Here is a 21262-nt window from a genome sequence, read left to right on the forward strand (position 1 = left end):
TCACCACGTGGTTCCTGCGGGTCGCGCGGGATGGGACCAACCCCTGAACAGGCCGATTTGCTCCAGGACCAGCGTTCCGTAATCATCGGTCGGGTGTCTGCCACCCAGCCCAGCCACTGCCGCCTGGCGAGTCGACGGCGCAGAAGCGGCCTGGATCATTGGCGTCGATAATCGGCCGCTGGACGTGATGTGACGATGGACGGCATCGTGCGACTGGTCACCATTCGTACCTTTCTGACGGCCCTCGCCGTCACCGGCCTCGTCGCGGTGGGCGGGTGTTCGAGCGGGCCCGCCGGAGACTCGGCGGTGAACCAGACTGCGGTGGCCAGCCCGACGGAGCGGGCCACCTCGAGCCCGGCGCCGCTGACCGCGAAGCAGGCGGCCGTTCGCTATCTGGCCATCGTCAAGCCCTACAACGTCGCGCTCGAGAGCCTGGAACAGGCGGTCAACAGCGGCCGGCCGATCGCGACCCTGCGAACGTCGGCGGCCAAGGTCGCCGCAGCGAACAAGACCCAGATCCGCGGGCTTGCGGACACGAAGTGGCCTGCTGCTGTGCGTGCGCCCATCAAGGAGTTGCAGGCCGAATCGCTCAAGGCCCAGCCGTACTGGCTCGAGGCCGCGAAGGCGCAGACCCAGGACGCGCTGATTCAGCAGGTGCTGAAAGCCGCGCGGCACGACGGGGCGGACGCGGGAAACAAGATCCGCCACCTGCTCGACCTGGGGAAGTACGACGAGAGTGACTATTCCTGAAGCGCGCGTGCCGACGTTCTGACCGCGGCAGGACATGCGCGACGAAAGCGGAGGAGCGCTCGTATGGGGGTTTTCTATGAGTACTACCGCGCTTCGGATCGCGAGGCGGCAGTTGTCCGGCCTGACCGTTCCCGCGTGGTCGCCAATCCTTCTCGCGAGGTTCCTGCGTTCGATGCCGTGGAGACCAAGTGGGTCGACCCGAAAGTAGTCCTGGGGCGACTGGTGACGTTCATCGGTGATGTTGACTTCTCCCTGGATCTGGTCGGCACGGTGACCTTGTACCCTCCCCCGGAGGGGGCTCCGAAAAGCGACAAGGAGTGGGACGCGTTGCCGGAGGACTCTCCTTATCTGGAGGGGCCGGGTATCGAGGAATTGACGGTGAACGTCCGTGACGTCCTTGCTGGCGCGGACGACGCACGTCTCCCGCTGGTGGCGGAGCGGTGGTCGAAGATCGAGGAGTTTTCGCACTTCAGCTCCGTGGATGGGGAGTACATGCTGTCCCTCGTGAGAGGCCTCGCCGGATTGGCCCGCCGCGCAAAGGCGAGTGACCAGATGCTCTACTGCTGGAGCAGCCTGTGATCTAGAGCTCTTCGCGGGATATACGCGGGGTGACGTTGGTCGCGTTTCCGCAAGTCGCCACGCGGTTTCCGGTGCCCATGCGGGATGACGCCCGACGCAGAGAACGCCAAAGGGGCCCCAGAGTGATCCGAGACCCTCCGCCAGCGAGGACTTCCCTCGTAGCTGGGACCCAGGTGAGTGGTCCATCTATCGCCGCCGAGGCTCCGCCCGTACCGCATCTGATCCCGCCGCACCCCAAGCGAGCGGCTTCTCAGCCTCGCCTGAGGTCTCCCAGCGCGACCATGGCGTTGTCAGGCAGGTCGGCGACCCGCAACAGCTCGCCGCGGGACACCCGCCAGGCCAGCAGCCGGGAGGGCCGGCCGCGACTGGCGAAGAGCACCGTGTCCTCGTCGTACCAGCCCATCACCTGACAGCACCCCTTCCACCGATCAATCCCCGGCAACACAAGTCCCGCGGCGAGCTGCCCTGTCTCGGCGTCCAGCACCACGATCACTTCGGCCTCGATGACGTCGGCATAGGGCCGCGGGCCTCCGGCGCCGAAGACATCCCCGGCGATACGCCCGCCGCGCAGCCAGCCCGTCCCCCACCACTCGCCCGTGCCCACGGCGAGTCGAGGGCGCATGCGGCTCAGCAGGGTCCCAGAGGTGTCCCAGCGTGTCAGTTCAGCCACCTGCGATGAGGGGGTGTGCAGTCGGTAGAGGTCCGTCCCCGGCTCGCCGCCCGCCACCGTCCCGAACCCGGGGTACGGCGCACGACTGACCCTCCCGGTCTCACTGTCCACCAGGTACACAGCCTCCTGCTGCTCGACCACGAGCGTGACGCCGTCCGGACGCCAGGAGACGATCTCGTTGAAGCCGGGCACCGGCCATCGGCGGGAGGTCGCGTCAGTCAGGTCGACGACCACGACCTCATCCCGCTGTGGAAAGGCCGCCATACGTCCGTCCGGGCTCAGCGCGGTGTCGTCCAAGGCAGATTGCTCGTTGTGCCCGTCGGTCACACTGGCCAACTCGATGTTGTCCAGTTCGCGTAATCCGCCGTCGTCCCCCAGGGCGAGCACCGGGCCGGGGTCGCCCTTGCCGCCTCGTTGGAACAACGCCAGCGCCTGCGCCATCGGCGCGGTGGACAGCGGAGTGGCGCCGTTCAGCGAGAGTTTGTCAGGAAGGAGCGTCTCCAGCCGGGGTAGCCGGTCTTCGTCGGCCCTCTCAACGCCTATCCAGATACCCGGAGTCACAGCCCTCGCGGTTACCACCGCCGATGCCGGCACGGATGGCGTGGGCGTGGCCGCCGACGACGTCGGACTGTCCGCGGACCGCATCCCGGCCGTCCTGGGCCAGGCCGTCACGGCTGCCAGCAGCACTACGAACACGCCTGCTGCCACAACCACCCAGCGCGCGCCGCGTCCCCCGTTGCCGCTGTCGAGTACCTCCTGATCGTCCACACTTCGCCTTCCTGCCCAGTGAAATGACTCACCAGGTAGTACTGACGGGCACGAGAAAAGGTTCCTACCGCTTCGATGGCCCGAGGGACGTCCGGACGCCTCATCGACTTCTGATAACGGCATCCCCGGAGGGGATTAGGCAAAGCACACTCAACATCATTCGACTTATTTTGGAGGACGCGACTGCCGGCGGAGTGATAAACACGGGAGCAGGCCGGGCTAAGCAGATAGAAGACCAGGAAGTCGCGTAAGCGATCCTCCGATCACGATGCAGATTCGCGCAGGATTCGTCAGCAAGGTAATCGCGCTTCAGCCCAGGCAGCAGACTTGCCGAATCGATCTCATAGCGGCGCTACGCCCGCTCGGCGCCGGGCATGCGACCTGGGGGCCGGGCGCTGGACGGTCGTCGTCGCCGCTCGAATGCCTCACTGCGCGCTACGCGTCGGCGATGTCGCGTAGCGCGAGCGCTTCGGCGTCGGTCAGTCCTTCGCGCGCTGCCACCCTGCGCCGTGCCCGAACCTGCGCACTCGTTTGTGGGCGGTATTTCGGATCCCTGGAGCAACCGCAGATCACGAATCCCTCGTAGCGCAGACCCGCCCCCAGAACGGCCGCGACCGCTGCCCACTGGCTGTCGTCGGACTTGCGCGGTGCCGCGAAGTCGTGGCCAGCGAAGACCATCGGCCTCCGACAGCGCGTGCAGAGATGCTCCGCGTCGTCCCACAGGAATTTATGACTCTGGCGACATGGAACGCACACGTAGTGGACCTTGTAGACAACCGACGTATAGGTACACACGGTGACAGGATATCCGCGCCTCTCTCCGGAGTCCCTTCTCATCAAAGCAGCAGGACGGCACCAGGCGAATGGACAGACAACTACAGCTGCACCAGGGGTGCCGACCCGAGAGGCGGCCATTCAATGGCAGAGAGCGGTCTGACTTTCCAGTGCTGGCGCGACGGGATCTTGTCACCCTCGCGGACCTTCTCACAGCTCTGGGTCCGATGATCGAGGGCTACCGGTGGCGGCTGGTGATGGACGAGGTAATCAGCCACCGCTATCAGGAGATCGTCGAAGCCGCAGAAGGCTCCCTCGTGGAAACTGAGCAACTTGTCATGATGTTCGGAGACGATGCTCAGCTCATTGACGGCGAGCTGACCGCTCATGATGCGGACGGCGCGATCGTCGATCTGAAGATATGTGCCCTGGACAGGCCCTTACAGCCCTGCGGGGCAGCTCGAATACCCTGTCGACCTTGGTCGGCGGCGGGCCTACTCTGACCGCATGGCTCATGGGAAGACCTCCTTCGTCTGCTTGCCCTGCCGCGCTTCGTACAAGCAGCCCTATCCCGGCCGGGGCGTCGACGACCGGCTCTGCCCGCGCTGCGCCGAGCCGCTTATACATGTCGGTTCTGCCTTCGCGGCGCCGCGTCGTAGCGACAAGGCCGGTTGGCGAACGCTCTCGGTTCTGCTGAACGCAGGTGTCCGCTTTCACAAGAGTTGTTGTGGCGGCCCCGGCTATCGACCGCGCACGCTCAGCGAGGTACGAGCACGCATGGCGTACGCCCGCAGCACCGGAGAACCGTTCTCCAGAGCGCTAGTGCGCCGCGAACTGCCCTAGGAGAGTCCACCGAGCGCCTTTCCAGCTTGTCCAGGGCGGTGGCCTGGTGCTCTGGCAGCACGTGAGCGTAGGTGTCCATCGTCAGCACGATTGTGCTGCTTCCCCTTCGGGCGGGTCGACGGCATACGGGATGATCAGCAGGGCGGGCGTACGCGCCGGTGCGCAACCGTGGACACTGATGGCGTGAACGATCGTCCCGACGTAGCCACCAAACCCATGACCGCCCGCGTCCCCGTACACGACTAATCAGGCGGGCTTGCGCCTGTGCGGCGCCCGAAGCTCGTTCCTGGCGCCTACTCGCCGTCTGTATCGGCCGCGGGCGATGGCGTCGTGCCGTCCGCGACGCGACCGGCACGGATGATGCCCAATCCCACCAGCGCCGCAGCCAAGACGGTGAGCGCGAGGCCAGCCCAGGTGACCGCTTCACGGAACTCCGTGGTCTGGTGAGTGCTCCAGCTCGACGTGGCGATATCGCCGGTGAAGAGCGCTGCGAGGATGGTCCCGCTGGCAGCGATGCCGATTCCGGTGGTGACTTCGCTGGCCGTGTCCACTAGCGCCGCTCCGATGGTGGTGCGGTTGGTCGGGAGGCCACGCATCACGTTGGTCCCGGCGACGACACCTACGACGCGCATACCGGCGGCGACGAGCACGAGCGCGAGGGCGACCCACACGTACCCGAAGCGGCCCAGCAGCCCGTAGACGGCGAGCCCGCACACGACAGCTCCGGCGCTGAGCCAGGCGGCCTTGTCGAGACCGACGCGCGTGACCAGCGGACCGATGAGAGCACCGCCAGCGATGAGCACGACGACCTGCGGGAACATTCCCATAGCCGCTTGAGCAGGTGTCCAGCCCCAATCGAGCTGGAGCTGCAGGGTCACGAGGTAACCGAGGCCGGCGGTCGCAAGGCCTGCGCCGGCCTTGAACGCCAGGCCGCTCGACACGAGTGGGCGAGCGACGAGTTTGAGGTCGAGCAGCGGATAGCGGGCAGAACGCTCCCGGACGACGAACAGCACTGCCATCACGATGGCCGCTGCCGTGGTCAGCAACGGGAGAGGTGATGCGGTGCCCGCGTCGACGAACAGCGTCGGTGCGACCAGTGCGAGCATGATCGTGGCCGTGCCGAGCAGGGCACCCGCGCCATCGATCGGGTCGCGGTGCAGCTCGTCCACCCTGTCAGCGGGGATGCCGCGTCGAATGCCGATGAACGCGAGTGCGGCGATCGGCACGTTCACCAGCAGCAGCACCTGCCACGGAGCGAACGCGAGCACGAAGCCGCCTGCCGTGGGCCCGATCGCGAGTCCGACCAGGCCCACGGTCGAGATCAGCGTCGTCGCACGGACGCGGAGCCCGTCCTCGTCGAACAGGCGGAACGCCAAGGCGAGGGAGCCTGGCGTCGTCATCGCGGCCGCGACGCCCATTGCCGCGCGAATCGCGATGAGCTGCTCCGCCGTGGTGACGAACGCGGTTGCCAGACTTGCCGCACCCAGCAGCACCAGCCCGACCAGCATGACCTTGCGGCGGCCCACCCGGTCAGCCAGCGCGCCGAGGGCCAGCATCAGCCCGCCGAACACGACGGCATACACGCCCGTGACCCACTGCAGCACAGTCGTCGACGCCGACAGTTCAAGGCCGATGGTCGGCAGTGCGACGTTGAGGATCGAGTTGTCGAGCACCTCGAACAGAAACACCGCTGACAGCCCTGCGAGCGCTACGCCCGCTTCACGGAGGGAGCGCGGTGAGGGAGAGACTTCGGTGGGAGCGCCGACGTTCTCGACAGCTCCAGTACGACGGACATTCACTGCGCACTCCTTCGATGTGAAGAAGTGGCGGACCGTCCGGTACCGCGTATGCGCGCGTGGCCCCTACTCCATCAACCGGCGTCGATGCCCAGCAGTGAACACACGTTTCTACTTCCAGTGCTCCGACACTACACCCGGCCCGAAGATCACGTCGCGGCCCTCCGCCGCTACAGAACCTCGCTCAACGCCCGAACCCTTCAGCGTCGCGGCCGGATCGCTTCGCGGACCCTTGACACGGGGGACTGTTCCGGGCACTTAGGACGGGGGCGAATCGGGGGCCGGGCCGCGCGCATGGAGTACCTCACGCTTGCGGCCGAAGATGACAAGCGCGGCGACTACGTAGAAGCCGCCTGCCAGGGCGAAAGCATAAGTATCCGCAGCAGCGGATCCCCACTTAGGATCGATGATGTCTATCAGTGCAGGTTTGTCGACTTCATAGCGGATCAGCACGCGATCCCCAGGCTTCGGCGCAGGGCGAGGATTTTGAATCGTATCCAACTGCGTTGAAAACTCCTCTCCCGCAACCGTGGCGAACGCGATATCTACTCGATTCGACCGCACGCTCCTGGGCGTCGAACCAAAACTCTTTATCAGTCCATACGTGGAAATCGTCTCGCCATGGGTCCTGGATTGCTGGTCCAGTTGCAGGTAGACAATACCCGACAATACAAGCAGGGTTATGCCCACCACGGGCAGCAAAGCCCGCAGCAATTTCACGCCACTTAACACGATGAGCACTAATCCTGCTAGTAGCAGGAAAACAGAAACAGCCGGCCACCAGTAGAGAACATCCATTTAATGAGCCATTTCATCCGAGCTGAGATATTGAGTACGGCCATGGAGATCAAGGGGCCGCACAAACAGAGAAAGGGCCGTCAAGCGTGACCTCAGTGGCGTTCGACGTACGGTCGATCCAATATTGCGACCCTGCCCGCGTCCTTCGGCTCCGTCGTGCGGCCAGGACGTCAGAGTTCCCGGTCTTCGGCCAGGTCTTCCCACGCCAACTCCCGGAACGCCGGCAGAACGTCCTCCCCGACGGGCAGCGAGACGTCGGCCTGAAACCATGCCACGACGAGCACGGATTCGCACCACACGGAGTCGTCGTCCTTGCGTAACGGTGACCCGCTGAAAACACCCACGCACCGCACGGCGGGCAACACCTCAACCGGCCCCAAGCGGCCGGGCTTCTCATCCGGGTAGGTCCGCGGCGGGTCGATGAGATGGAACGGCATCGACGGGTAGCTCGTTCGTGCCCAACTGCTGAGGCTCGAAATGGCTCTGTCGTTCACCCTGGCGCATGGGTAGCCCTCCAACAACCCGTCGTACGTAGCAGAGAGCTCGACGGTCGAAAGGGCAAGGTCTCGTCCCGACGAGCGCCGAACATGCGCAAGGGGCATCAAACCGGCTTCCTGTGAGGAGTCACCGCGACGACGCACCAGCGGCGCCATACGTGGTCATTTCCTCACAATCGAACCATCACCGCGATGCCTTCGGCTCCTCATTGAGCGAACCCCGTAATTGAGCGAACCCCGTAGACGTCATGCCAGGCGGCTCAACAGCTTGCCTCCAGCGATCTTCACGGCGCCCCGCGTCGTCACAAGTCACAAACCGGGGCCGACGCGCAGCACGATGCGGCCGCGGTATCGGCGGGACTCTCCGCGGGCGGCGGCCTCTACGTCCTCGTGTGCGGCGCGTGCCTGGGCCAGCGGGAGGACCGTGGTGTCCAGGCGGAGGCCGTCGCGGGGCAGCCGCCGGTTGATCCAGGCGGCGGCCTCGGCCAGCTCCGCAGTGGTGGCCAGGCTGATCGCGAAGCCGACCACGGACCGGTCGTGCGTGTAGAGGCGGCCGACGTCGAAGGAGTCGTCGCCCTGCGCGTTCGCCAGCCCCGCCATCACCAGGACGCGTCCCCGGTCGGCGAGCGCGTCGACCGCGGACCTCAGGGAGTCACGCCCGGTCGTGTCGCAGTAGACGTCGACACCTCGGGGGGCCGCGCCGCGCAGGGCCGCGACCGGATCGGCCGCGGTGGAGTCGATCACCGCGTCGGCGCCCAGCTCGGCGCAGTACTCGGTGTTGCGGGAACCGCGGGCGGCGGCGATCACACGGACGCCGAGGTCCTTGGCGATGCGGATGAGGCATGTCCCGACGGCCCCGTTGCCACCGGCCACGAACAGCGTCTCCCCGGAGCGCATGCGGGCGTGGTGGACCAGGCCCGTGTAGGCGGTGGCGGCCGGATGCAGCACGGCGACGGCGTCGAGCGGATCCACCCCGTCGGGCAGCCGGTAGAGCCGGTCGGCCGGGACGCACGCGAGTTCCGCTGACGCGCCCTGCCGCCCGCCGTACCCGAGGCTGTTGGTCCAGACGCGGGTGCCGGGCGCGAGCCCGGAGGCGCCGGGGTCGGCCACCTCGCCGACAAGGTCACGGCCGAGCACCAGCGGCAGGGGAATCGGTGTGTGATAGGCGCCGGAGCGCACGAACGTGTCCACCCGGTTGACGGCCGTCGCGGCCACCCGGACAAGGACCTCGCCGGGGGCGGCCACCGGGTCGGGGAGCTCACCGAAGCGGATCGAGGACGCGGGGCCGCGCTGGTCGACGTAAGCCGCACGGATGATCACCACCCCCCTTCGTCGATCTTCACATCGTCTCAAACGCCGGCGTTCTAGCCGCGGATCTTCTCCACGTCCTGGACGGCCTTGTCCAGCAGGCTCCGCATGGCGGTCTCGGCCGCGTTCGCGTCTCGCGCCCGGATCGCCTCCACCACCGCCCGGTGGCTCGGCACCGGGTCGTCATGCGTTTCGACGCCGCCGTGCACCAGGCGGTCGCGCTGGGCAAGGCCGGTCTCCATGACGACCTCCATGCGTTCGAGCAACTCGTTGTGCGTGGCGTTCAGCAGCGCGCGATGGAAGCTCAGGTCGGCGGCGACGGCGGCGGGCGGGTCGCCGTTCGCGGCGGCCATCTCGTCCAGGGCTCCGGCCAGCGCGGCCAGGTCGTCTTCGGTCGCCCGGCTCGCGGCCAGCCGGGCGGCGGCCGGCTCGATGATGCCGCGGACCTCGTGCAACTTGTCGAGCAGCCGCGGGTCGGCGCCCTCGGCGAACTGCCAGCGGATCACGTCGCCGTCGAGCAGGTTCCAGTCCGCGCGGGGCCGGACGAACGTGCCGCGCTTCTGCCTGGCGTCGACCAGGCCCTTGGCGGACAGAACCTTGAGCGCCTCCCGCAGCGCGGTGAGGCTGACATCGAGCTCCTCCTGGAGCGCGGTCATGTTCAGCGTCTCACCTGCGGCGATCTCTCCGGCGAGGATGCGGCGTGCGATGACCTCGACGGTCTGACCGTGGACGCCGCGGCGGGCATACTGCGCCAACGCTCTTCACACCCTTCTCGCTCGTCCGCATCGATCTTCAGGCTGAGGCTCTCACGCACCCGGACTCCGGACCGGCCCCTGGCAGCAGGGTACGCAGGACGATGACGACGGCCCCACCCAGATGACGACGGCCGCACCCAGATGAATCATCACCTGGGTGCGGCCGCCGGCCGGTTCAGCAACTGGCGTTCAGGCCCGCCCAGTTCGCACGGTCGTTGTAGCCGCCGTCACCCGCGTCGCCGACGACCAGGTCGAGCACCCGGACGCCGCTCAGGTCGACGTCGACCTGGCGGACGTCGTCGCGGGTCAGCACCCCGCTGTCGAACAGCACCTTTCCGTCGCCGACGACCTGGAACGTCGACGTGGCGCCCTCGGGCCCGACGTTGCGCACCGCGTCGTCCAGGCCGATGGTCGCGGTCAGCCGGCGGCACTGGTCGCCGACGTAGTAGCGGACCGTCGACGGTGAGGCGACCCCGAGGCCGGTCGGGTACACCTGGCCGAGCATGCTGATCGGCGACCAGCCGCCGACGCTCAGGTCGACCGTCGGGCTCATCCATCCGCTGGTGGCGCTGATCCAGGTGTGGTGGGACAGGACGACGTCGCCGTCCGGGGGCACCGGCGCGACCACCACCGCGGAAACCGTCGCCTGCTGCAGGCGGCCGTGCACGATCGTGTCGTACGACGTGGTGGCGGTCAGGGTGGCGTCACCGGCGGCGGCGGTGGCCGGGAGGGTCGCGGCGAAGGCGAAGGTGGCGGCGTGGCCGGGGGCCAGCAGCTTCGGCGCCTTGCTCAGCTCGCGGACCGTCCAGCCGGTGGGCGCCGCCAGCCTGACCTTCGGCGAGAGGACCGGCAGCGTGCCGTCGTTGCGCACGGCCACCTCGACCCGCGCCTCGTCGCCACCGGCGACCACGGGCGCCGACCCGTCCGCCACCGGGTCTCCACCGACCTGCGTCACCTGCGGCAGCCCGGCGACCACGTGCGGGACTCCCGGCAAGCCGTGGGCCCGGCCGACCCGGAACAGCGCCGCGCCGTGGGCGGGGACGGCCGCGCTGATGGTGCCGGCGCTCTCGGTGACCTGGTTCGTCCACGCGTTCTTGAGGGTGAACCGGCCTCCGGACAGGCCTACGGAGGACGCCTTCGTGGTGAGGGTCTTCGAGCTGTCGCCCCGGTTGAGCAGCACCACGGCCCGGTCGCCGTCGGCCAGCCGCTTCACCCAGGTCTCCGTCGTGCCGGCGGGGCCGACGCGGACGGCCTGCACACCGGCTGCGTCCTGGTCGATCGCGACCACGTCGGGGTCGGTGAGGATGTCCACGGACGTCTGGCTGAGCTTGCGGACGTCGCTGCCGATCACCAGCGGCGCGGCCGCCACGGACCAGAGCGTCATCTGGGTGCGGAATTCCTCGTCCGTCATGCCCATCTCGGGGCCGAGGTAGTCCGGGTCGTTGAAGTGACCGGGCCCGGCGACCTCGGGGTGCCGCGCGTTGGCGTCATAGTTGCGCAGCACGTCCTTGAACTTGATGTCGCCGACGAAGCCGACGTCGGTGTAGGTCCGCCAGGACTGCGCGATCGCCGGGGCGTAGCTCCAGGAGAAGGTGGACTGCTGCTCCTCGGGATAGTTTCCCCAGTCCGGCGAGGTCACCGGGTTGCACAGGTTGAAGATCATCGGCCGGTGGCCGGCGTTGTTGCGCAGCGCCTGGGCGAACTCGGTGTAGACGGTCTTCGGGTCCAGGTTCGCGGCGATCCCGCAGAGGAAGTCCACCTTCACCGCGTCGAACTTCCAGGCCGCGAACTGGTCCGCGTCGCGCTGGTAGTAGCCGTGGCTGCCGAGCCCGCATCTGCCGGGGATGTACGGCCCTGCGTCGGTGTAGATGCCGGCCTTCAGGCCCTTGCTGTGGATGTAGTCCACCAGCGGCTTCAGGCCGTTGGGGAAACGGGTCCTGTCGGCCTGCAGGTCACCGGCGGCCGTCCGCGGCTCCGGGTCCTGCCAGCCGCCGTCCAGCCAGACGATGTCGTAGCCGGCCTTGGCCAGGCCGCGGGAGACGAGCGCGTCGGCGACCTCCTTCACGGACTCCTCCGAGAAGGCGCCGCCGAGGCCGAAGTAGGTGTTCCAGCCCTGGTACGGCGTGGGGCTGACCACCTGCTTCGCCGCCACCCGCGCACCGGTCCCCGCGTCGGCCTGGGCGGTCGCGGGGGCGACCAGCAGGCCTGCCACGAGGGCGGTCACAGCGGTGAGCACATGTCGTTTCACATCGGGTTCCTTTGCTGCCGGGGGAATGGCGGACGCCGCGATGGGCTACTCGCTCGATGTTCTGGACCTGCTCGCGTCTCCGCCCGCACCTCGCTCGCGCGCAGCGGCCCCGCGACGCTGAGGGAGACTCCCCGACCGGCTGCCAGACCCAGTCATGTCCGCACTCCTGAGGTGTTCGTTTCCGGGATCTTGTCTCCCGTTACGGCAGCGTGTCAATAATAATTCGTAAATTATGAGTTGTTAGCTGCCGAGTGGTGAGCGGCACGATCGTCAGGCCGGGCCGGCCGGGAATACGATGAGCCTCACCTGATCGTCGAAGGGCCTGTGAGAATGGCAGCCGGACCGGCATGCGTCGCCTGAACGCGCTCGCCGAGCGTGTCGCGACGCGCCTCGACCAGCTCGCCGTCCGGATGGTCGACGCCTTCGTGGCGGAGATCCCCCTCTACGCCCATCTGCCCAGGGAGCAGCTGGAGGGTGAGGTCCTCGAGATCTGCCGGCACAACCTCCGGCTCTTCTTCCGGCTCTTCAGCCATGACGAGCTGCCGGATGAGCGAGAGATTCTGATCGTCCGCCGCAGCGCGGCACTGCGGGCGGAGGAGCGGGTGCCCCTGGAGACGGTGCTCGCCGCCTACCGCGTGGGAACCAGGATCGGATGGCAGCAGCTCTGCGACGACGCTCGTCCCGACGAGCGCGCCGACCTGTTCGAGGCCGCGCATCTGGTGATCACGTTCAACAACGTCGTCACCGGCGCGGTCGCCGCGGCGTACCTCGAGGAGCGGCAGGCGATCCACGACGAGGACCGGGAAGAGCGCCGGCGGCTGGCCGAGGCGCTCCTCGCGGGGACCCCCGCACGCCGGCTGGCCGAGCGCGCCGACCATCGGCTGGCCGACGGCTACCACGTGCTGGCCGTCCGGGTCGAGTCCTCAGTCGACGAGCGCGACGAGGAGGTGGAACGCGCCGTGGCGGCCCGCCGCAAGTTGCGGCGGATGGAGCAGAGCCTGGCCGACGACGCCGGTCACGAGCCGCAGCCGCTCAGCGTGCTCACGCCCGGCGGCGGCATGGTCCTGCTCCCGTGCACGGACCCGGACGACCGGGACGCCCGTGCCGCCGACGTGGTGGCGCGCATGGCGAAGGCCGCCGACGCGCCGGTGTTCGCCGGGCTCGCCACGGGGGCGGACCCGGGCGGCGTACCGTCGGCGGCGGCGGAGGCCGACCGTGTGCTCGGGCTCGCCGTACGGCTGAACGCCGAGCCTGGAACGTACACGCTCGACGACGTCCTCCTCGAATACGTGCTGTCGAGCGCGGGAGACGTGGGCCGGCGACTGGCCGACGTCCTCCAGCCGCTGGAATCCGGGCCCGAACTCGTGCAGACCCTCGCCGCGTGGTTCGCCAACGACTTCCACCGGGTGCCCACGGCGGCCTCGCTGCACATCCACCCCAACACCCTCGACTACCGGCTGACCCGGATATGCGAACTCACGGGGTACTCCGTCGGGTCGGGGCGCGGCGTCCTCGTGCTGGGTGCGGCGCTGGCCCTGCAGACGCTTGGGAGAAATCACAACGAACGGTCCTGAACTCTCGGGTGAACGCCGATAGTTGGCGGACGTGTGATCGAGTTAACATCCCACGACGCCGATTCTGGCTTTAGCCGAGGACGTTTCATGAATCGCTCGTTCGCTTTATTCAGCGCACTGGCCGTGACCACCGCGCTAATGGTGACCACTCCCGTCGCCGCGGCCGCGGGAACGCCGGCCCCGCCCCGAGATCCCGGCACCGGACATGCCGCCGGACCTGCAGCCGGACCTGCAGCCGGACCGGGTCACGACCACGGCGGCCCGCGACCCGGTTGCGATCCGATCGACCCGACCGCCTGTCTGCTGCCGTTTCCCAACGACTATTTCACCGTTGCCGACCGGTCCACGGAAACCGGCCGGCGAATCGCCTTTTCGCCGGAGATGATGCCGCAGAACGTCGCCGGCACGCCGATCGATCCGACCGAATGGAATCGCAACGACGGTTTCAGCCCCGGCACCCCGATTCTCACCAGGGTGCCCGGCGTCGATTTGACGAGGACCAAGGCGGCCCCGATCACCGACATCGGCGCCTCACTCGACGAAGACGCGCCCATCGTGCTGCTCAACGCCCGCACCGGCAAGCGCACGGCGTACTGGGCGGAACTCGACGCCAACGCGACCGATCCCGCCCGCCAGGCTTTGATCATCCACCCGGCCGCGAACCTCGCGGAGGGGACGCGGTACATCGTCGCGCTCCGCTCGATGCGTGACAGCGCCGGCCGCCTCATCCCGCCCGGCCCCGCCTTCGCCGCGTACGCCGACTCCCCGCACGGCGCGGGGAAGGTCGACTCGCGGCGTCAGGCGCAGATGAACAAGATCTTCGCGACGCTCGAGAAGGCCGGGGTGAAACGGCACAGCCTCTACCTCGCCTGGGACTTCACGGTCGCCAGCGAGCAAGGCCTGTCCGAACGCATGCTGCACATCCGCGATGACGCCTTCCGGCAGCTCGGCGACACCGACCTGGACGACAAGCGCGTCAAGGGGCGCTCCCCCAGGTTCGCCGTCGACTCGGTGCAGGACTTCGCCGCGTGCGGCTCCGACGGTTGCCAGACGGGTGAGAACGACCAGGTCGCACGCCGCGTCGCGGGACGTGTCTTCGTGCCGTGTTACCTCGACGAGAGCGGTTGCCCCTCCGGGGCGACGTTCCACTACGCGAACGGCGCCTCGGTGCCGTCGCAGATCCCCGGCAACGAGCGGGCCGCGAACTTCATCTGCAACATCCCCCGCTCGGCCGTGTCCGGCGGGCGGATCCGCAAGGCGCACCCGTCGCTGTACGGCCACGGCCTGCTCGGCAGCGCAGACGAGGTCGACTCGGGCAAGCTGTACACGATCGGCGACGACCACGGCATCATGTTCTGCGCGACCGACTGGATCGGCCTCGCGCGCGACGACCGTGCGACCGCCGCCGCGGCCTACAGCGACATCTCGAAGTTCCCGACCGCCGCCGACCGCGGGCAGCAGGGCATGCTCGACTTCCTCTACCTGGGCCGGGCGATGATCCACCCGGACGGCTTCGCGGCGAACCCGGCCTTCCAGTTCACCGTGCACGGCAGGACGGAATCGGTCATCGACACCCGGGAGCTGCTCTACCTGGGCGGCAGCCAGGGCGGCATCATGGGCGGCTCCCTCACGGCTGTGGCGCCCGACTTCACCCGCGGCGTGCTCGGCGTTCCCGGCATGAACTACAGCCTGCTGCTCAACCGCAGCGTCGACTTCGCGCCCTTCCAGGCGATCTTCGACCAGAACTATCCCGACAAGCTCGACCAGCAGATCATCTTCGGGCTGCTGCAGATGTTGTGGGATCGGTCGGAGGCCGGCGGCTACGCGCACCACATGACGACCGACACCTACCCGAACACGCCCGCCCACCAGGTGCTCCTGCTCGCGTCCTACGGCGATCACCAGGTCTCCACCTGGTCCGCCGCGGTCGAGGCGCGCACCATCGGCGCCCGCATCCGCACGCCTCTCCTCGACCCGGGCCGCTCACAGGAGAAGACGCCGTTCTGGGGCGTGCCCCGGATGGAGCGCTCGCCGTACCGCGGGCCGGCGACCATCACGCTCTGGGACATCGGTCCGCTGCGCACCGTCGACGGCCAGGTCGAGGGGACGCCCCCGCCGCCCATCGCGAACGTGCCCAACAGCGAGGGCGTGGACCCGCACGGTCCGGACGCCACGGAGACCGCGGCCGGGCAGGAGCAACTGGCGACCTTCCTCCTCGACGGCGTCGTCGTCGACACCTGCGGAGACCACCCCTGCTACCTCGACCACTGGACCGGCCCGTGATCCGCCCAGTGATCGGCCCCGTGCCCACGATCCCCGCGACGACCCCCTAGGAGAGCACTTGCGGTCCCCTTCCGGCGGGCGGCGCATGCGCCTCGCCATCATCGCGTCACTGTCCATGGCCGCCCTCTTCACCGCGGCCGGCCCCGCGGTCGCGTCCGCCCCCGGCGGGCCGTCCCACGACCGGCCGCACGACAACAGGAACGGCGACAAGAACGACAACGGGAACGGCGGAAAGCACGACCTGCAGATCACGGTGCTGTCCAGTCGCCCCGACCAGGTGTCGGGCGGAGACGCCCTCGTCCAGGTACAGGTGCCGGACGACGTCTCCCCCCAACGCGTCAGGATCCGCCTGAACGGCGCGGAGGTCACGCGCGACTTCTCCGCCGGCGAGCAGCGGCGGACGCTCGTCGGTCTCGTCGACGGGATGCGCGCCGGTGCCAACGTCCTCACGGCCGAGACGACCGGCGACCACCGCCGTGACGCGCGGCTCACGCTGAACAATCACAGCGTCACCGGGCCGATCTTCTCCGGCCCCCAGCAGCAGCCGTTCGTCTGCAAGACCGAACAGTCGGGCCTCGGCCAGCCGCTCGTCGACAATCACGACCACGTGGGCCTGCCGGTCTTCGCGCTCGACGCGGACGGGCAGAAGACCGACCAGGTCGTCGGGTGGAGCCGCGACTGCAGCGTCAAGCCGCGTGTCGACTTCGTGTACCGGACCACGAGTGGCGGGTGGAAGCCGCTGCCTGCCGACGGCGGCCGGCCCGCCGACCTCGCCACCACCACGACGGCGGACGGTCGCGTCGTCGACTTCGTCGTCCGCTGGGAACGCGGCACCATCGACAGGTTCATCTACAGCATCGCGATGCTGAGCCCCCTGAAGGTGGACGCGAACCACGCGGCCGACTCGGCCTGGAACAGGCGCCTGATCTACAGCTTCAGCTCGGGCGGCGTCGGGATCGGGCACAACCAGGGCGAGCTCGGCACCACGATCGACGACATGTTCGAGGCCGAAGAGGGGCTGGCCGCCGGTTACGCGGTCGCCTACTCCACCGGAAACGACACCGGGAACCACTACAACCTTCAGGTCGGCGGCGAGGCCGCCCTCATGGTGAAGGAACGGTTCATCGAGGAGCACGGCGAGCCGCTGTACACCGTCGGCGTCGGCGCCTCGGGCGGCGGCCTCCAGCAGTACGTGTACGGGCAGAACCATCCCGGCCTCATCGACGCGGCCATCCCCGTGTACGCCTATCCGGACATGGTCACGCAGGGCATCCACGTCGGCGACTGCGAGCTGCTCGAGTACTTCATGGACGTCACCGACGCGGGCAACCCCAAGTGGCAGAACTGGGACAACCGCAAGCTGCTCGAAGGGATGAACTCGAGCAGCACGGTCCGCAACCCGTACACGGGCAAGCCCGGCTCCAGCGAGTGCGTCAACGGCTGGCGCGGGCTCAGTCCCCTAACGCTCAACCCGCACTACGGGTCGGCCGGCTCCAACCAGGGTCTGATGGAGCCGAAGGGCGTCATGGACACGGTGAAATGGACCCATTTCGATGATCTGCGCAACATCTACGGGGTGAAGCCGGACGGCTTCGCGCGCAGGACCTTCGACAACGTCGGCGTCCAGTACGGCCTCGAGGCTCTCCGCGACGGCACGCTCACGCCCGACGAGTTCCTCCACCTCAACGCCACCGTCGGCGGGTGGAAGGACCCGGAGGACATGGTGCAGGAGGGCGCGCCGTTCGTGCCCGGCGGCACGTTCGACCCGTGGAGCTCGCGCAACATGACCCTGAGCCCGGACGGCGGCGCGACTCCGGCGCCGCGCACCGAGGGCGACGTCGGCGCGATCGAGGCGGCCTACCGGTCCGGCATGGTGTTCCGCGGCAAAATCGACATCCCGATCATCGACTGGCGGCACTACCTCGAGGACGAGCTGAACATGCACAACAGCCGTCAGTCGTTCGCCAGCAGGGAACGCATCATCGAGGCGCAGGGGAACGCGGACAACCAGGCCATCTGGTTCACGGACGCGCGGCCGGGCGGCGCCCAGTCGACCCAGCTCCCCGAGGCGTTCAAGGCCATCGACACGTGGATGGCGAACATCCGCAAGCACCCGGAGCGCACCGTGGGCCAGAACAAGCCCTCGGAGGCGACCGACCGGTGCTTCGCAACCGACGGGCGGCTCATCGCCTCCGGATCGCACGTCTGGGACGGAATCCTCGACCACAGGGCGGACGGGGCCTGCACCGAGCAGTTCCCGATCCACTCCACGTCGCGCATCGTCGCCGGCGGGCCCTTCGACGAGGACCTGTACAAGTGCGGGCTCCAGCCGGTCGACAAGGCGGTGGCCAGGGGCGTCTACGGCCAGTGGCGGCCGGACGCGTCCGAGCGGGCCAGGTTGAAGCAGATCTTCCCGTCAGGCGTGTGCGACTACACCAAGCCGCCGGTGGGCCGTCCATGAGGCTCGGTCCCGACCGGTGATCCCCGTGTCTCCGGCCGTCATCCGACGGCCGGAGACACGGCCATTTCGATGGTTCTCGGCTGTTCTCGGCTGTTCTCGGCTGTTCTCGGCTGTTCTCGACGTCACCGGCCGTCAGAGGCAGCGAAGATCCAGCCCAGCCGCGGTGCTGTCGAACAGCTTCACGATCGCCCTCAGCCGACCGTCCTCAGCGGAGGGCGTGGACGGCTCCAGCGGCCGTACGGACCGCGCTCAACACCGCGGACCCGTCACGGCTCGACGACGCACTTGACGAAGCCTGGCGGGCGGTCGCCGAAGTAGCCGAAGCCGGTGTCCAGGTCGTCCAGAGAGACGCTGTGGGTGACGAGAGGCTCGAGCGTGAGGCGCCGGTCCGCCATCATCCGCAGCCCGTCCGCCAGGGCCGCCATCAGGCGCCATCGCTGGCCCGTGAAGCCGTTGACGATGGTCACTCCGCGATACCAGAGCTCGACGTCCAGGTCGCGGGGGCCGTCGTGGTGGTAGCCGGCGACGCACAGCGTGCCGTGCGTCGTCACGAGGTCGCCCGCGAGCTTGAGCCCGGCCGCCCGGCCGGAGAACTCCACGACCACGTCGAACGCCCCGGCGAGACTCGCGGCGGCCTCCTCGGGAGTGTGCACCTCGCCGGCCCCGAGTCCGGACGCGAGGTCGCGCGCGTGCGGGACGGGGTCGACGCCGGCGAGACGCGCGGGAGCACGGTCGGCGGCGACCTGCAGGGCGGTCAGGCCCATGAAGCCGAGCCCGACGACGGCGACCCGCTGCCCGGCCTTCAGGCCGCATCGCGACAGGGCCTCGACGACGCAGGCCAGCGGCTCTCCGAGCGCCGCCCGGCTCGGCACGTTCGACGGCACGGGAAGCAGTTCCCTGGCGGGGACGTTCACGGCGTCGGCGAACGCGGGGAACGCGAAGCCGGTGACGCGATCGCCCCGGGACCACCCGTGGACGCCGTGGCCGAGCTCCACGATCTCGCCGCTCAGCTCGTGACCGAGCCTGCGCGGCTCGGCGCCGTCGTGCTCTGCCCACGCGGGCAGCTCCGAGACACAGATTCCCGAGGCGAGGACGCGCACCCTGACCTCCCCCGGCCCCGGTGGCGTGTCCGGAGCCTCGACGACCTGCGACCTGCCGGGTGCGACGACCTGTGAAATCCGCATGATCTCCTCTTCGACTGCGGTCCGACTCAGTTCTGGGTACGGCGGGCCAGCTCGACGGCCCCCTCGACGGGCGGCGCCTGGAGCAGCGTGGCGGTGACCCCCGGGAGCAGGGACGCCAGCTCGTCCTCGAACGCCGCCATGAGGCGCGGCTGGCCGGTGATGACGCCTCCCGCGACGACCACGGCGCCGACGTCCGCCCCTCGCCCGGCCAGATGGCCCACGAGCCGGGCGAGCGACCGGCCGCCCGCTCTGATGACGTCGCCGGCCGTCGCCGACCCGGCCTCCGCCGCCGCGAAGACGGCCGGAACGTGGGCGCCCCAGCTTTCGACGCCCCCGTTCCAGCTCATCACCGCGGCGAGCTCGGGCAGGCCGGGAACGCCGAAGGCGCGCAGCAGCGCGTCCCCGAGCCCGTCGCCGGGAGTCCCCTCGTCCGCCTGGGAGAGCACCGCCCTGGCCGCGTCCCGGACGAGCGCGGAGCCCGATCCCTCGTCGCCCAGCACCCATCCCCACCCGCCGGCGGACAGGTACGCCCCCGTGTCGCGGTGCCTGCCCACGGCGATGGCTCCGGTGCCCGCGACGACGCCGACGCCGCCGGCCAGGCCGGCCGCGGGGACGAGCAGTTCGGCGTCGTTGACGACGGTCGCGGCCACCCCGATCGCCTGTCCGAGCTCGCGGGCCAGGTGGTCGCAGTGGCCGGGCGTCTCGCAGCCGTGCGCCCCCACGGCGACGTGCCGTACGGCGTGGCCCGCGCCGAGCAGCGGCTGGAGGCGTGCCGCCAGCCATGCCGCCGCCTGCGGAAGCGAGGCGGTCTGCCAGCCGGAGCTGGGCACCGTCCGGTCGGCGAGGACCTCGCCGGTCCGCACGTCCACCAGGCGCATCCGCGTCTTGGTGCCCCCGACGTCCACACCGGCCACCGCCACGGTCATCCGATCGGCTCCTCGATCTTCGTGTCGGTGTTGTTGAAGACGAAGTCCTCGATCTCCACACCTCTGGCCAGCGCGAGCGATCCCGCGAGCCGCTGCACGACGGCGGTCTCGAGGACCGTGCGCACCGGCATGGAGACACCCTCGGGGACGCGGACGACGTGCAGGTGCTCGTTGGGCTCGACGGCGGCCGAGGTGACGCAGAGCGTGAGGTGGCGGGCGCCGGCCAGACTGCGCACGAGCTCGAGCTCCCGGCCGTCGCCGATCACCACGTGCAGGGTCTCCCCCGCGGACTCCATCTCCCCGTGCAGGTAGTTGCGCGTGACCAGCGCGGAGGCGGGCACCCGGCACACCTCGCGCAGCAGCAGCGCTCCGGACTCCGACGCGGAGCGGGCCGCGCCCGACGCGACGACGTCGGCGGCGACGACCCGTACGCCCCGCTCTGCCACTTCGTCGACCACGGGTGCCAGGACGGCCTCGTGCCGCGCCAGGACGCCGGCGATGCCGTCCCATTCGCCGGCGACCTCCGCCGGAGTGCGGCCGAGCATGGTTCGGGCGATCATGGTCAGGGCTACGAGGGTGCCCGTGTAGCCGATGGTCGAGGCGTAGCTGTCGGGTTCGTTGCCGAGGTCGACGCAGTGCGCCACCGAGTCGGCGAGCCGGGAGGGCGCGACGTTGACCACCGCCGCGCGGAGCTCCTCCGGCACGAGGGCGAGCGCGTCCACCGTCTCCGGGCTGCGGCCCGACTGCGAGACGCCGATCACGAGGTCCGCGTCGGCGAACCTGATCGCGGAGCCGATCTCGCTGGCCAGTTCCTGACGGGCCGGCAGCCCGCCGTCGGAGAGCAGGCGCAACGGCAGGGCCAGTGCGGCGTGGCTGGCACCCATCCCGACGAAGACGGGACGCGTGCTGCGTGCGAACATGTCGCTCCCCGCCGCGACCTCGGCGAGCTCCTCCGCGACCCGGGTCGCGACCCGTTCCAGGGCGGCCGGCTGGCCCGCCCGGCCGTCGAGATAAGGGATTCGTTCTCCCGGCATTTCCGTCATTTCCC

General features: G+C 69.1%; 18 protein-coding genes. 6 read left to right on the forward strand and 12 right to left on the reverse strand.

The window, feature by feature from the left end:
* The first annotated feature begins 195 nt into the window (after positions 1 to 195).
* Together Pka01_RS26480 and Pka01_RS26485 are read left to right on the forward strand one after the other, a co-directional pair.
* Positions 196 to 750 (forward strand): hypothetical protein, encoded by a 555-nt coding sequence (locus Pka01_RS26480; protein ID WP_203885594.1) that lies wholly within the window; start codon positions 196 to 198, stop codon positions 748 to 750.
* Positions 751 to 813: 63 nt separating this feature from the next.
* Complete coding sequence (locus tag Pka01_RS26485) at positions 814 to 1329, forward strand: hypothetical protein (RefSeq protein WP_203885595.1); 516 nt, start codon at positions 814 to 816, stop codon at positions 1327 to 1329.
* Positions 1330 to 1579: 250 nt separating this feature from the next.
* Here the strand turns inward: Pka01_RS26485 and Pka01_RS26490 are convergent, their stop codons facing one another.
* Both Pka01_RS26490 and Pka01_RS26495 read right to left on the reverse strand, forming a co-directional pair.
* Complete coding sequence (locus Pka01_RS26490; RefSeq protein WP_203885596.1) at positions 1580 to 2767, reverse strand: hypothetical protein; 1188 nt, start codon at positions 2765 to 2767, stop codon at positions 1580 to 1582.
* A 435-nt stretch (positions 2768 to 3202) separates the two neighbouring features.
* On the reverse strand, positions 3203 to 3445 hold the full coding sequence (locus Pka01_RS26495) for a hypothetical protein (protein ID WP_239115314.1): 243 nt from the start codon (positions 3443 to 3445) through the stop codon (positions 3203 to 3205).
* Positions 3446 to 3768: 323 nt separating this feature from the next.
* On the opposite strand from Pka01_RS26495, the gene Pka01_RS26500 reads away from it, so the two are divergent.
* Entirely contained in the window at positions 3769 to 4044 is a 276-nt protein-coding gene (locus tag Pka01_RS26500; RefSeq protein WP_203885598.1) for a hypothetical protein, read from the forward strand.
* Between the two features lie 633 nt (positions 4045 to 4677).
* Here Pka01_RS26500 and Pka01_RS26505 read toward each other — a convergent pair.
* The 6 genes from Pka01_RS26505 to Pka01_RS26530 form a co-directional block, all read right to left on the reverse strand.
* Complete coding sequence (locus Pka01_RS26505) at positions 4678 to 6072, reverse strand: MFS transporter (protein WP_239115315.1); 1395 nt, start codon at positions 6070 to 6072, stop codon at positions 4678 to 4680.
* Positions 6073 to 6438: 366 nt separating this feature from the next.
* Positions 6439 to 6978 (reverse strand): DUF3592 domain-containing protein, encoded by a 540-nt coding sequence (locus Pka01_RS26510; RefSeq protein ID WP_203885600.1) that lies wholly within the window; start codon positions 6976 to 6978, stop codon positions 6439 to 6441.
* A 170-nt stretch (positions 6979 to 7148) separates the two neighbouring features.
* Positions 7149 to 7631 (reverse strand): hypothetical protein, encoded by a 483-nt coding sequence (locus Pka01_RS26515; RefSeq protein ID WP_203885601.1) that lies wholly within the window; start codon positions 7629 to 7631, stop codon positions 7149 to 7151.
* A gap of 153 nt (positions 7632 to 7784) precedes the next feature.
* Positions 7785 to 8795 carry an NADPH:quinone reductase gene (locus Pka01_RS26520; protein WP_239115316.1) on the reverse strand — a complete coding sequence of 337 codons (1011 nt, stop codon included), beginning with the start codon at positions 8793 to 8795 and terminating at the stop codon, positions 7785 to 7787.
* A 44-nt stretch (positions 8796 to 8839) separates the two neighbouring features.
* A complete protein-coding gene (locus tag Pka01_RS26525) occupies positions 8840 to 9538 on the reverse strand; it encodes a FadR/GntR family transcriptional regulator (RefSeq protein WP_203885602.1) in 699 nt (232 codons plus the stop codon).
* A 175-nt stretch (positions 9539 to 9713) separates the two neighbouring features.
* A complete protein-coding gene (locus tag Pka01_RS26530) occupies positions 9714 to 11786 on the reverse strand; it encodes an NPCBM/NEW2 domain-containing protein (protein WP_203885603.1) in 2073 nt (690 codons plus the stop codon).
* A gap of 347 nt (positions 11787 to 12133) precedes the next feature.
* Between Pka01_RS26530 and Pka01_RS26535 the strand changes: the two genes are divergently transcribed.
* Positions 12134 to 13360, forward strand: coding sequence for a PucR family transcriptional regulator (locus Pka01_RS26535; RefSeq protein WP_203885604.1), 1227 nt, complete (start codon positions 12134 to 12136; stop codon positions 13358 to 13360).
* A 320-nt stretch (positions 13361 to 13680) separates the two neighbouring features.
* On the opposite strand, the gene Pka01_RS26540 is transcribed toward Pka01_RS26535, so the two are convergent.
* Positions 13681 to 13884 (reverse strand): hypothetical protein, encoded by a 204-nt coding sequence (locus Pka01_RS26540; RefSeq protein ID WP_203885605.1) that lies wholly within the window; start codon positions 13882 to 13884, stop codon positions 13681 to 13683.
* On the opposite strand from Pka01_RS26540, the gene Pka01_RS26545 reads away from it, so the two are divergent.
* Together Pka01_RS26545 and Pka01_RS26550 are read left to right on the forward strand one after the other, a co-directional pair.
* A complete protein-coding gene (locus Pka01_RS26545; protein ID WP_203885606.1) occupies positions 13850 to 15643 on the forward strand; it encodes a hypothetical protein in 1794 nt (597 codons plus the stop codon). The two genes, Pka01_RS26540 and Pka01_RS26545, sit on opposite strands and share 35 nt — an antisense overlap.
* A 58-nt stretch (positions 15644 to 15701) precedes the next feature.
* A complete protein-coding gene (locus tag Pka01_RS26550) occupies positions 15702 to 18104 on the forward strand; it encodes a DUF6351 family protein (RefSeq protein ID WP_203885607.1) in 2403 nt (800 codons plus the stop codon).
* A gap of 266 nt (positions 18105 to 18370) precedes the next feature.
* On the opposite strand, the gene Pka01_RS26555 is transcribed toward Pka01_RS26550, so the two are convergent.
* From Pka01_RS26555 to Pka01_RS26565, 3 genes are read right to left on the reverse strand one after another with little or no spacing between them, the layout of a single operon-like run.
* Complete coding sequence (locus tag Pka01_RS26555) at positions 18371 to 19288, reverse strand: alcohol dehydrogenase catalytic domain-containing protein (protein ID WP_203885608.1); 918 nt, start codon at positions 19286 to 19288, stop codon at positions 18371 to 18373.
* Between the two features lie 26 nt (positions 19289 to 19314).
* Positions 19315 to 20214: a BadF/BadG/BcrA/BcrD ATPase family protein gene (locus Pka01_RS26560; protein WP_203885609.1), complete on the reverse strand. Its 900-nt coding sequence runs from the start codon at positions 20212 to 20214 to the stop codon at positions 19315 to 19317.
* A complete protein-coding gene (locus tag Pka01_RS26565; protein ID WP_203885610.1) occupies positions 20211 to 21248 on the reverse strand; it encodes an SIS domain-containing protein in 1038 nt (345 codons plus the stop codon). Before Pka01_RS26565 ends, Pka01_RS26560 begins: the two co-directional genes overlap by 4 nt.
* Between the last annotated feature and the right edge of the window lie 14 nt (positions 21249 to 21262).

Origin of the sequence: Planotetraspora kaengkrachanensis (assembly GCF_016862895.1) — a bacterium.
GTDB lineage: Bacteria > Actinomycetota > Actinomycetes > Streptosporangiales > Streptosporangiaceae > Planotetraspora > Planotetraspora kaengkrachanensis.